This is a genomic window from Nioella sp. (assembly GCF_964229645.1).
In the GTDB taxonomy this organism is placed as follows: Bacteria; Pseudomonadota; Alphaproteobacteria; order Rhodobacterales; family Rhodobacteraceae; genus Nioella.
Window position 1 is genome coordinate 21,392 of sequence record NZ_CAXREX010000230.1, and the last position, 10,801, is coordinate 32,192.

The window sequence follows — 10,801 nt, forward strand, 5'->3', positions numbered from 1 at the left end:
GAACGATTTGGTATCTGAAATGCGAATACACCCATTGAATGCGCATTGTAAATGCCTAATCGGGAGCCGAATCTTGCGCCTTACGTCCTTCACCGACTATGGCCTGCGTGTGCTCATGCGGATGGCCGGCACCCCGGATCGACCGTTCACCACCGCCGAACTGGCAGACGAGCTCCGTGTGTCGCGCAATCATCTGGCAAAGGTGATCTCGACGCTATCGGCCGCAGGCTACCTGGAAACGCGGCGCGGTGGCGGAGGGGGTGCGCTGCTCGCGCGGCGCGCCGAAGAGATTCTGTTGGGCGATGTCGTTGCCCGCCTCGAGTCGGATCAGGCGCTGGTCGAGTGTTTCTCGCCCGGCGGCGCTGCCTGTACACTGACGCCACGCTGCCGTCTGAAAGCGCGGTTGGCCGGTGCCGAAGCTGCCTTCATCGCCGATCTCAACCGCAGTTCGCTTGCGGATTGCGTCTATCGCCCTTTCGAGGCATGACGCGCGGCGAGCGCCACCCCGGCGAGCACGGCGCAGCGCAGCGTCATCGCCGCCACGGTGCGCATCTCGAACGCGCCGCCACGGACGACATGAAGACCGAAGGCGGCAAAGACCAGAACGGTGGCCACGAGGACGACGAGCACAAGGGGAAAGGCCCAGGCACGCCCCACCCACAGCCCCACGCCGACTGCGACATAGAAGAACCCTGCTGCGGTGTTGAACCACAGCACGAACGGGACAACCGCCCCAATGTCGAGCGTGCCCATGATCGTCGTTCCACCCGACAAAATCGTCAGCGCGCCGAAGATCATCGCGACCAGTGCCGCGATCTGTGTGACCGCCCCCGACGGCATCGGTGTGCCAAGGTGGGTCAGCGACGATCCACGAGGAGGGCGGTCACACCATCAAAGCCGACTACGGGTCCAACGAAGGTCCGGAGTCCGCCTTTCCTTCTGATGCGGTGGAGTATGAAAAACTCCGCAACTTGATCGACGCCGCCTGGTCAGCAAGGAGCGAACGTACGATTTCTGTTCCTTCTTACCGAACGCCACCGACGCAGGAGTGTTCAGGTCCCGACTCTGGAAAGTGGTTTATTTGGTGGTGTTAGAACCTGCGAACAAATCTCAGGAATGGCCTAAACACTGCTCCTAGCCTGCAAGCAGCTGCCGCCACTCAGCGAGAGCAGCGGCACGGTTCAGCTTGAAATTTGATCTTGAGTAGTGTCTACGCTCCGAATTGAAGAGGTTGTAGACAGAGGCATGGACGGCAGCGAATTTCTGCAGACTTCGCATGCGCCTGAAACGCTGCATCGCCCGTTCTCGTCGCCGGAATGGCAGATGTGAGTTTTCGGCTCGATTGTTGAGCCAGCGCCCGGTCTCCTGGCGCGCCGTTCCACCGATTTCTTTTAGCGCCGCGCCATATGATCTGAGCCTGTCCGTAACGACGACCTCTGGACGGCCATGCTTGCGCATTGCTTTTCTTAGGAATTTCAATGCTGCTTTCTTGTCGCGCATCTTGGTGACAAAGCTTTCTAATACCTCGCCTTCATGATCAACGGCACGCCAGAGATAGTGTCGCTCTCTGTTGACCTTCACGAAGACCTCATCCAAGTGCCACTGCCAGCGGCTGGATTTCAAACCGGCGATCCGGCGCTTTCTTATCTCTGATGCAAACATCGGTCCGAAACGCTGCCACCAAAACCTGACCGTCTCGTGACTGACTTCTATACCGCGTTCGTGGAGTAGGTCTTCGACATTCCGAAGCGACAGCGGGAACCGGAGATAGAGCATCACCGCCAAGCGGATGATCTCGGGGCTCGTTTTGAAGTACTTGAAAGGGGAGCGTTTGGTAATGAACAGACGTTAGTTCGCCCCCTACCCTGCCTCAGCAAGCTCCACCAGCCGGTGTGCATTCGTGACGCAAACGTGTTTGCGTTTGCTTTCCAGAATGCAGTCCTTTTCCCATGCCGACAGCAGCCGCGATACGGTGTGGAGCGTGGTTCCCGTCATGTCGGAAATGTTCTGGCGGGTGACTGGAAAGCCGATCTCGATTCCGCGGTCGGTGCGTTTGCCACCTTGCTGTAAAAGACGAAGCAATGCACAGGCGATGCGCTGTTCGACATGCTTGGTCGCCATTTCCATGATGGTGGTGTGCATCGCCTCGACCCTGCCGCCGACCATTTTGTAGGTCTCGGTCGCAAAGCCGGGGTATTCGGTGACAAAAGTGTGATAGATCGTCATCGGCCATGACAGCGCGACGCATTCTGCCGCTGCCACAGCCGAGGAAGGGTAGGTGGTCCGCCCCAAGGCTGCCGCGATCCCGAACAACTGGCCGGGCGGGATGTGCAGCAAAATGATCTGCTCGCCTTCGGCTGTGTGGCGCACGACACGGATATGTCCGTCAAGCAGCAGGTAAAAACGTTCGGCGTCATGACCTTCGGAGAAGATCGTGACATCCGCGTCAAAGCGGAGCGGACTTGCAAGACCAAGGATCGCACGGATCTGCGCGCTGCCAAGCTGCCGGAAGGGCGGCAGCGGAGCAATCAAGGATTCATCCAGTTTTTTCATCGCAATTAGCCCTGTAGAGCAAACGACGGAACCGACGGATACAGATGATACAGGGTCGAAAAACACGCATTTGACCATCGGGTCAAGCGAAACTGACATTCACGAATTCGGATGGATTCCATCGATTGGCGTGTCCGAAACCAGACGCATGCCAAGATGGGCAGGGGGGGTGCCAACGGCGCAACCGCCAAAGGCAGGGTCCCGGACAAGGAAGGACATCGCAGCGACATGTTCGCCGCCAACAAAATACGCCGGGCAGTTTTCGCTGCTGCCTCCATCACCGGCGTAGCAATCCTGCGTCCATTCCCAGACACTGCCGTCCAGATCCGCGATACCGATGCTGCTGATCTGCCATGACCCTTGCGGGCGTAAGGCGCGCGAGGTCCGCCCCTCGACAAGATAGGCGGAGGCCCATGTAAGCTCGGGGTCCGTAAAGATGGGGTCGGCTTCCTCGGGCAAGACCTCGGCGGCCATCGCCTCCCATTCGGTGAGCGTTGGCAGGCGGAAGGTATGGCGCGACCGGCTGTTAACCCAAGACAGGTATTGGCCGACGTCCAGATAGCTTAGTCCCGTCGCGGGGGTGGTTTCGGGGATCATGCCGGGCTGGGGGATGATCAATGCGTTACAGACGCCATCCGCATGGCAGCGGTTCCATTCGGCGATCGTGACTTCGTACTTCTGGACGTAGATCGTGCTGCCGTCCGGAAACACAAAGGGTTGAGCGGCGAACTCGGGCACATAGGCAAGGTCGGGGCCTCGTGTCATCCACGCCGCCCCGGCCGTTGTTACCGCAGCCAAAACCGCCAGTCCGATCACGAGGGAACGCGTCATCAGGGTACGATTGCTGGCTGCAGAGTACATGATCCTGTCCTCAGGTTTCGATGCTGTGCGGCGGGACGACCTGCTCCATCAGGGCATTGTCCCATTCTCCTTCGACGACAAAGTGCGCAGTGGCACCCAGAAGCACGGCTTCGATCAGGTTGTGGTTAACGTAGGCATAGACCCCGGGCTGTTTGAATGTGTGGGTCGCTGCACCCGAGCTGCCGCCGCGGATGAACCATGTTTCCAGACCGGTCTGCGGGCGGTCGGTAAAGGAACCGGCTTCCCAGACGTTGTCGCCATGACCACCGATCAGGTGCGGACGGCTGTCGCGGTTGGCCTGGTTGTGGATCATCAGTACGGTGTCGCCGACCCTGGCACGCAGGGCGTTTTCGCCAGTTAGTGCGCCGACCGAACCGTTGAACACTACGTGGGTCGGAACCAGACCGCGCATGACTTCCATGCTTTCGGCGTAGTCGTCACCGGCCCTATAATAGGTCTTGAAGTTACCGTCTTCGTCCTGCGGCAAGTAGAAGTCCTGCTCGCCGAAGTAGGCGATGCTGTCGTAGTTGATCAGGTTGCCTTCGGCGTCCTTTAGACCTTCGCGCGGCAGCACCATGATGGTGCCGTTCATGCCGTGGGTGACGTGATACGGGATCATCGCACCGCCGGGAGCGCAGTGATAGGTGAACACGCCGGCCTTGGTGGCCTTCCAGCGCAGAACGGTTTCTTCGCCCGGATAGACGTGGGTCAGACCGCCCCCACCAAGCGCACCGGTCGATGCATGGAAGTCGATATTGTGCTCCATTTGGCTGTCGGACGGGTTGCGCAGGGTCAGTTCGACATAGTCGTCCTGGTGGACGATGATCAACGGGCCGGGGACCGATCCGTTGTAGGTCAGCGCCCAGATCTGCGCGCCGGTTTCCTCGTCCACGGTCAGCAAGCGTTCCTGCGTTTCCATGGTGATCTCCACGATCTTCGGACCACCGGTTGCCACGTTTTCATGAACCGGCGCAAAGGGCGGTGCGACGAGTTCCTGTTCCACACGGGTGTATCCCGACAGATCAACGGGGGCTGCCTGTGTTTGGGCTTCGGTCTGGGCCTGAATAAACTGCGGTGCATGGGGGCGCGGAGACACGATCGGCCTACGAGCCGGAGCGGCTTTGGCAGAGCCTGCCACCATGGCGGCTGCACCGGCAAGCATGGAGCCGCGAAGCATGCCACGGCGGCTGGTTTGAACGAGACCGGGGTTGATGAATTCGACCATTTTCCTCTCCTGGGTCGGTAAGTTGATTTTGTTAAAGATTGGAAAGCTGTTCTTCGAGGCGAGTCCTCGCGTTGCGCGGCAGACGGCCTTCAAGGAAACCTTCGGGGATTTCGACATCACCGACGGCAATCGACATCACCATACCCATGGCAAAGTGCGGCCTGCACATGACGCCATAGACGCCTTCGGTATCGAGAGTGACTACGATTTCCTCGTTGATTCTGCCTGCGAAGGGTGCAGCCCCCTCGGGGGCGAGGCCTTCGATCAGCTCAGCGTTGTGGCCACGGTCGGTCGGAACAAAGCGGATCGTGTCACCAACCTGTGCGTGGACAAAACCCGGTTCGAACACCATCGTCCCAGCTTCGCCACGGTTCAGCATCAGCACGACGTGTTCTTCGGCCTGTGCGACTCCTGCAAGTGCGGTCATCAGCACGACCGGAGCGATCAGTTTGCGTAGCATTGTTTTCCCTCGTTTTCGAATTTCGTTGACCCAACTCTAGACCACTTCCGGATAGCGCTATTTGTGCTTGGACAAACTTCGGTGAAGTTTTGCGAATAGACCCTCAAAAAATCCGGAATTCGTGGATTTATTATACTTTTCAGTTCTTTGTGAATTTACTTCACCGCTATCCGCGATTGCGGCATTAAGCTCGGACACAAAATCATGCGGTTCCAGCCCGTATTCCGCACAGGCATCGGCGATCGTGTGGAACGGGTTCACGAGGCACCCGACACAAAGCATTTTGTGTCCCAGAAATACCGGCACAGTAGCGGGCCAGCGGTTGATCAGCTCTCCGAGCATGAGGTCGCAGTCTTGGGGGATAGGTTGTTCCACGGCATTCACCTCCTGCCGCACAACCTAGGGTAGGCAAGATGCCAAAACGTTGTTCCTGCGCAAACTCCGGTCATGAAAACGCAGGTAGCCATCGCAGTTGATCCGCAACTGAAAAGGAAAGCTCCGATGGCTGAAATCCTTACAAAAACAAGGGCGCGGAATGTGTTTTACGGGGGATCGATCTTCTTCGTGGCCATATTCGGCATCCTGTCGGCGCAAAGTCACCGATATATCGTCAACACGTCCACGACCGGCATGGAGCTAACCGAAGAGGTCGCTCTGGGCAAACGCGTCTGGGAAAGAAACTCCTGCATCAACTGCCACACGCTGCACGGCGAAGGCGCTTATTTCGCGCCCGAGGTCGGCAATGTGATGACCCGCTGGGGCGTTGCGGATGATCCCGACGGGGCATTCGACATGCTCCAGGGGTGGATGGAAGCCCAGCCGAGCGGGATCGAAGGCCGCCGCCAGATGCCGAACTTCAACCTGACCGACGAGGAAATCCGCGGCTTGTCCGAATTCCTTCGCTGGGCCGATCAAACCGACACGCAGGGCTGGCCCCCGAACGACGCGGGCTAAGGAGAGACCCCATGAAATATCAATCGCAAAAAGTGGCGCTGGCCTATTTCTCGGTCGCGATGGCGCTGTTCGCAATCCAGGTTCTGGGCGGTCTTCTGGCCGGCTGGGTCTATGTATCGCCAAACTTCCTGTCGGAACTTCTGCCGTTCAACGTGATCCGGATGCTTCACACCAACGCTCTTGTCGTGTGGTTGCTGCTGGGTTTCTTCGGTGCGGCCTACTTCCTGCTACCCGAAGAGGCCGAGCGCGAGATCTTCTCGGTCAAACTGGCCTACCTGCAACTGATCATCCTTGTGGTCGGCACCTTGGGGGCCGTCGTGTCCTACCTGATGGGTATCCACGGCGGGCGCGAATTTCTTGAACAACCGCTCTGGGTCAAATTCGGCATTCTGGTCGCCGCGGTGATCTTCCTTGTGAACGTGTCGTTGACCGTTCTGGCAGGGCGCAAGACCGCGATCACCAACGTGCTGCTGATTGGCCTGTGGCTGCTGTCGCTCCTGTGGATTTTCGCCTTCATCAACCCTGAAAACCTCAGCCTCGACAAGATGTACTGGTGGTTCGTGGTCCACCTGTGGGTGGAAGCCACGTGGGAACTGGTTATGGCCGCGATCCTTGCGTACCTGATGTTGAAACTGACCGGCGTTGACCGCGAGGTTGTCGAAAAATGGCTATATGTCATCGTCGCTACCGCGTTGTTCTCGGGCATTCTTGGCACGGGCCACCACTTCTACTGGATCGGCACGCCGGGTTACTGGCAGTGGATCGGTTCGATCTTCTCGACGCTCGAAGTCATCCCGTTCTTCCTGATGATGAGCTTTGCCTTCGTCATGGTCTGGAAGGGTCGTCGCAACCACCCGAACAAGGCCGCGCTCTTGTGGTCGTTGGGTTCTTCCACGGTTGCGTTCTTTGGCGCTGGCGTCTGGGGCTTCCTGCATACGCTGCACGGCGTGAACTTCTACAGCCACGGCACGCAGATCACCGCAGCCCACGGCCACCTTGCGTTCTTTGGGGCTTATGTCGCCCTGAACCTCGCTGTGTTCACCTACGCGATGCCGATGCTGCGCAATCGTGAGCCCTATAACCAAGTGCTCAACATGGCCAGCTTCTGGCTGATGACGGGCGGCATGGCGTTCATGACCTTTGTCCTGACCTTTGCCGGCACGATCCAGACGCACATGCAGCGCGTAGTCGGTAACTACTTCATGGATGTGCAGGACGCGCTGTCGGTCTTCTACCTGATGCGCTTCGGTGCCGGTGCTGCATTTGTAATCGGAGCGCTGCTGTTCATCTACTCGCTGTCGATGCCCCGCAAACGCGAGGTCATCACGCGCGGCGATGCCGACCTCCAACCGGGGGAATGACGGATGACTATGCATAACGTCCCGACCATTCCCTATTTCCGTCCGACGGGCCGCGAATGCGATCTGTTCCAGACGGCCTACACCAACGGTTTGCCCCTTCTTTTGAAGGGGCCGACCGGCTGCGGCAAAACCCGCTTTGTCGAACATATGGCGGCGAAAATGGGCAAGCCACTTTATACTGTCGCCTGTCATGACGATCTTTCCGCCGCTGACCTCATCGGGCGCTACCTGCTCAAAGGCGGGCAGACCGAATGGGTGGACGGGCCGCTGACCCGCGCCGTCCGTGAAAGCGCGATCTGTTATCTGGACGAGGTGGTCGAGGCCCGCAAAGACGTGACTGTAGTCCTGCACCCGCTGACCGACAGCCGCCGCACCCTGATGATCGACCGCACTGGCGAGGAACTGGTCGCCCCCAAGGGCTTTATGCTCGTGGCGTCCTATAACCCCGGTTACCAGAACGTCCTGAAACGAATGAAGCCCTCGACCCGCCAGCGTTTTCTGGCGATCGGCTTCGATTTCCCGAAACCGGATGTCGAATTGGAAATCGTCGTCAAGGAAAGCGGGCTGGACGCTGGACGCGCCGCACCGTTGATCCGGCTTGCGGGGCATATCCGCAGCTTGTCGGGCATGGACCTCGAAGAAGGCGTTTCGACCCGTTTGCTGACCTACGCAGCCAAGCTGATCGCGGGGGGCATGGGCATCGATCAGGCGCTGGACGTGGCCATCATCGAACCCTTGTCCGACGACGCGGACGTTCAGCAATCGCTGCGCGATCTGGTCGCGACAATTTACGGGTAAAGCCATGAAAATACTGGACTTGATGGAGCCTGAAGAAACCGTTGGTAACCTGTGGCACGACATGGCAAGCAACATCGGCGCGACAGAGCGGCACGATGCTGCGGCGGTGACACTGGCTTCGGTCCGGTCCAGTCTGGCGGTGCTTTTCCGCGCCCTTGGCGGTGGCGCCGGAGTCGAAATTGTCGAAAGCCCCGCGTCGTCCGTCAGGCATCGGACCGCAATCCGGCGCAAACTGGCGACGCAAGCGGACCGCGAACATATCGCCCGCTATGACGGCCAGTCCCTGCGGTTGCCGCCGGACATCGCGGCATTCCCCGAAGTTGCCTTGAACCGCGCAGCTTATTTCTGGCTGACCGCCTGCGCAGCACTGACGCCTGCGGCGGACTTACCTGCCGCCAGTGACCCGCATCGCGCCGATTGCGACAACATCCGCCTGAACGCCTCCGCCGGAGATGCCGCCTACAAGGCCTGTCCTGGCCTGCGGGCCGCCTATTGCGAAATGGCGCGCTGTCTATCCGCAAACCGCCGTGTCGTGCCATTGCCAAGGGCCGAGGCACAAATAGAACAAATCATCCGTGATCAGCTCTGCGGTCGCCCGATTGACCTGCCGGTCACATCCGCCGAACGTGGCTATCTGCCCTTTGCACCTGTCACGATCTGGCTGCGCTTTGGCCAGCCCGCCACTGGTAGCAATGCCACTGAAGAGGCCAGCGAAACCGGCTCCCCGCCCGCCGCAGCCATTTCGTCGCGCAAAACGGGCGAGCGCAAGGATCAGGACCAGACCCGCCGCCGCGACAGCCTTATCATCCACCGTTTCGAGGCGATCCTCAGCTGGGTTGAATCGATGAACCTCAACCGCTCGATCGATGATGACGACGACAAAAACGCTGCGAAAGCTGCCGACGACCAGGACAGGATCACCCTGACCAAACACCAGAAAAAGGCGGCCACGCGCTTGCGGCTGCACCTTGACCTGTCCCCCGCCGAGGCGGACCACGAAAAGCTGGCGGACACCTTTGTCTATCCCGAATGGAACTTCAAATCCCGCAGCTATATGGAAGCACACTGCCGCGTTCTGGATGCCCCCACACAGCCCGAAGGTGACCATTTCAGACCCGATCCGCGCTATGTCCGTGCTGTACGCCGCCAGTTCGAAACCCTGCAACCCCGGCGCATTCTGCGTCCGCGTCAGGTGGACGGCGCGGAACTGGACCTTGATGCGCTGATCACCACACAGGCCGACCTTCTGGCGACAGGTCGTGGATCCGACCGCATCTGGCAGGACCACCGCCAGATTGAACGCGACCTTGCCGTGGCCTTTCTCATCGACACCTCACGCTCGACCGAGGCCGCGATTGGCGACACCTCGGTGATCGAGGTCGCTCGCGAAACCATGGCCGCGATGGCGCTTGGCATCGATGCGGCGGGTGACCGGCTGGCGATCTGGGGTTTCTCGTCGCTGAAACGCGACCGCGTTTTCCTGACCCGCGTCAAACACTTTGCCGACCCCATGGGGGCCAAAGTCGAGGACAATATCGGCGCACTGGAACCCGGCCATTTCACTCGCCTTGGTGCTGCCATCCGCCATGTGTCTGCCCAACTGGCGCAAGAACAGGCCGCCCGCCGTCTGTTGATCGTGCTGACCGATGGCAAACCGAACGATCTGGACCGCTACGAAGGACAGCACGGGATCGAGGATAGCCACATGGCCGTCCGCGAGGCGCGCCGCGCGGGGCTGACCCTACACGGCGTCATCGTCGATGAGGACGGTCAGGATTGGTTCGCCCGTATCTTTGGTCGTGGCGGATTCACCCTGCTTCCGCACCCCGAACGGCTGCCGCGCGCGCTGCCTGATATTTACCGCTCACTCACGCAGGAGACATGACATGCGTATTCTTCCGCTCATCGCGCTGTTCGTCGCGAGATCCGCAAACGCTGCGCTCTTTGATCGCCCGATCCCGCAACCGCAATCAGCCACGGCCGAATTCTGGTTCATTCTGGCTTCGATCATGCTTTTTGCGGCACTTTACGCCGTCTACCGGATGGTGAACCGGAAATGAGCTGGTCCGCGCACCGTATCGCCATTGTGCTGTACCCCTTCGGCTGGGGCGCGATGGCAGTGAACGTTTTCTTCGCGTCCCTGATCGGTAGTTGGGTGGGTTTGCCGGTCCTTTCGACCGGTTGGTCCATCGCCCTTGGCGCCGTGGTCGCAGTACCCGCGACCTATGCGTTTTCCAGACACATCATGTGTATGATGGACGAAGCTGAACGGATGGCAACATCATGACTTCGACTTTGGAACAGGTCCGCCAGTGGCAAGGGCCTGCAATTTTTTCCGACGGGTTCAGGCCATATTTTCTGGCGGCAGGGCTACCGCCCGCCTGCGCCAATCTCCTTCAACGCGGCACCGTAGGATCGGAGTTTGTCGGTCACGATGCCCTCGGGCTGACCCTGTTTCCGCATTGCTTTCTTGAGGAACTTCAAAGCCGCCCGCTTGTCCCGCGTCTTCGTGACGAAGCTCTCAAGAACCTCCCCTTCGTGATCGACGGCCCGCCAGAGGTAATGCCGCTCGCCATTGATCTTCACGAA

At 59.5% G+C, this 10,801-nt stretch carries 14 protein-coding genes and 1 pseudogene; 7 read left to right on the forward strand and 8 right to left on the reverse strand.

Annotated elements, in window-relative coordinates; genetic code table 11:
* Window positions 1-73 precede the first annotated feature (73 nt).
* Complete coding sequence (locus tag ACEQXV_RS15510) at window positions 74-487, forward strand: Rrf2 family transcriptional regulator (protein WP_370254016.1); 414 nt, start codon at window positions 74-76, stop codon at window positions 485-487.
* Here the strand turns inward: ACEQXV_RS15510 and ACEQXV_RS15515 are convergent.
* From ACEQXV_RS15515 to ACEQXV_RS15545, 7 genes are all read right to left on the reverse strand, one after another.
* Entirely contained in the window at window positions 466-840 is a 375-nt protein-coding gene (locus ACEQXV_RS15515) for a hypothetical protein (protein ID WP_370254017.1), read from the reverse strand. The two genes, ACEQXV_RS15510 and ACEQXV_RS15515, sit on opposite strands and share 22 nt — an antisense overlap.
* A 294-nt stretch (window positions 841-1,134) precedes the next feature.
* Window positions 1,135-1,839 carry an IS6 family transposase gene (locus ACEQXV_RS15520; protein WP_370254047.1) on the reverse strand — a complete coding sequence of 235 codons (705 nt, stop codon included), beginning with the start codon at window positions 1,837-1,839 and terminating at the stop codon, window positions 1,135-1,137.
* A 21-nt stretch (window positions 1,840-1,860) separates the two neighbouring features.
* On the reverse strand, window positions 1,861-2,553 hold the full coding sequence (locus ACEQXV_RS15525; protein ID WP_370254018.1) for a Crp/Fnr family transcriptional regulator: 693 nt from the start codon (window positions 2,551-2,553) through the stop codon (window positions 1,861-1,863).
* 99 nt (window positions 2,554-2,652) lie between these two features.
* Window positions 2,653-3,414, reverse strand: a complete 762-nt coding sequence (locus ACEQXV_RS15530; RefSeq protein ID WP_370254020.1) for a formylglycine-generating enzyme family protein — start codon at window positions 3,412-3,414, stop codon at window positions 2,653-2,655.
* A gap of 10 nt (window positions 3,415-3,424) precedes the next feature.
* A complete protein-coding gene (gene nirK, locus ACEQXV_RS15535; protein WP_370254021.1) occupies window positions 3,425-4,639 on the reverse strand; it encodes a copper-containing nitrite reductase in 1,215 nt (404 codons plus the stop codon).
* A gap of 31 nt (window positions 4,640-4,670) precedes the next feature.
* Entirely contained in the window at window positions 4,671-5,099 is a 429-nt protein-coding gene (locus tag ACEQXV_RS15540) for a pseudoazurin (RefSeq protein WP_370254023.1), read from the reverse strand.
* Window positions 5,100-5,156: 57 nt separating this feature from the next.
* Window positions 5,157-5,474: a DUF1858 domain-containing protein gene (locus tag ACEQXV_RS15545; RefSeq protein WP_370254024.1), complete on the reverse strand. Its 318-nt coding sequence runs from the start codon at window positions 5,472-5,474 to the stop codon at window positions 5,157-5,159.
* A gap of 126 nt (window positions 5,475-5,600) precedes the next feature.
* Between ACEQXV_RS15545 and ACEQXV_RS15550 the strand changes: the two genes are divergently transcribed.
* Genes ACEQXV_RS15550 through ACEQXV_RS15575 form a run of 6 tightly spaced genes read left to right on the forward strand, consistent with a single transcriptional unit; the run spans window position 5,601 to window position 10,499 of the window.
* Window positions 5,601-6,053: a cytochrome c gene (locus ACEQXV_RS15550; RefSeq protein WP_370254049.1), complete on the forward strand. Its 453-nt coding sequence runs from the start codon at window positions 5,601-5,603 to the stop codon at window positions 6,051-6,053.
* Between the two features lie 11 nt (window positions 6,054-6,064).
* Window positions 6,065-7,414, forward strand: a complete 1,350-nt coding sequence (locus ACEQXV_RS15555) for a cbb3-type cytochrome c oxidase subunit I (protein WP_370254026.1) — start codon at window positions 6,065-6,067, stop codon at window positions 7,412-7,414.
* A gap of 3 nt (window positions 7,415-7,417) precedes the next feature.
* Window positions 7,418-8,212: a CbbQ/NirQ/NorQ/GpvN family protein gene (locus tag ACEQXV_RS15560; RefSeq protein ID WP_370254027.1), complete on the forward strand. Its 795-nt coding sequence runs from the start codon at window positions 7,418-7,420 to the stop codon at window positions 8,210-8,212.
* 4 nt (window positions 8,213-8,216) lie between these two features.
* Entirely contained in the window at window positions 8,217-10,097 is a 1,881-nt protein-coding gene (locus tag ACEQXV_RS15565) for a nitric oxide reductase activation protein NorD (protein WP_370269936.1), read from the forward strand.
* 1 nt (window position 10,098) lies between these two features.
* Window positions 10,099-10,272, forward strand: coding sequence for a hypothetical protein (locus tag ACEQXV_RS15570; RefSeq protein WP_370254030.1), 174 nt, complete (start codon window positions 10,099-10,101; stop codon window positions 10,270-10,272).
* Window positions 10,269-10,499, forward strand: a complete 231-nt coding sequence (locus tag ACEQXV_RS15575; protein ID WP_370254031.1) for an NnrT protein — start codon at window positions 10,269-10,271, stop codon at window positions 10,497-10,499. The genes ACEQXV_RS15570 and ACEQXV_RS15575 overlap by 4 nt, the downstream gene beginning before the upstream one ends.
* 86 nt (window positions 10,500-10,585) lie before the next feature.
* Here the strand turns inward: ACEQXV_RS15575 and ACEQXV_RS15580 are convergent.
* Window positions 10,586-10,801, reverse strand: a pseudogene (locus ACEQXV_RS15580) (DDE-type integrase/transposase/recombinase); the annotation flags it as partial.

Bases quoted from the DNA above. Each gene is read 5' to 3' on its own strand.
- ACEQXV_RS15570 (WP_370254030.1), top strand. From the start codon at position 10,099: ATGCGTATTCTTCCGCTCATCGCGCTGTTCGTCGCGAGATCCGCAAAC.
- ACEQXV_RS15565 (WP_370269936.1), top strand. From the start codon at position 8,217: ATGAAAATACTGGACTTGATGGAGCCTGAAGAAACCGTTGGTAACCTG.
- ACEQXV_RS15575 (WP_370254031.1), top strand. From the start codon at position 10,269: ATGAGCTGGTCCGCGCACCGTATCGCCATTGTGCTGTACCCCTTCGGC.
- ACEQXV_RS15560 (WP_370254027.1), top strand. From the start codon at position 7,418: ATGACTATGCATAACGTCCCGACCATTCCCTATTTCCGTCCGACGGGC.
- ACEQXV_RS15530 (WP_370254020.1), bottom strand. From the start codon at position 3,414: ATGTACTCTGCAGCCAGCAATCGTACCCTGATGACGCGTTCCCTCGTG.
- ACEQXV_RS15550 (WP_370254049.1), top strand. From the start codon at position 5,601: ATGGCTGAAATCCTTACAAAAACAAGGGCGCGGAATGTGTTTTACGGG.
- ACEQXV_RS15555 (WP_370254026.1), top strand. From the start codon at position 6,065: ATGAAATATCAATCGCAAAAAGTGGCGCTGGCCTATTTCTCGGTCGCG.
- ACEQXV_RS15525 (WP_370254018.1), bottom strand. From the start codon at position 2,553: ATGAAAAAACTGGATGAATCCTTGATTGCTCCGCTGCCGCCCTTCCGG.
- ACEQXV_RS15515 (WP_370254017.1), bottom strand. From the start codon at position 840: ATGCCGTCGGGGGCGGTCACACAGATCGCGGCACTGGTCGCGATGATC.
- ACEQXV_RS15540 (WP_370254023.1), bottom strand. From the start codon at position 5,099: ATGCTACGCAAACTGATCGCTCCGGTCGTGCTGATGACCGCACTTGCA.
- nirK (WP_370254021.1), bottom strand. From the start codon at position 4,639: ATGGTCGAATTCATCAACCCCGGTCTCGTTCAAACCAGCCGCCGTGGC.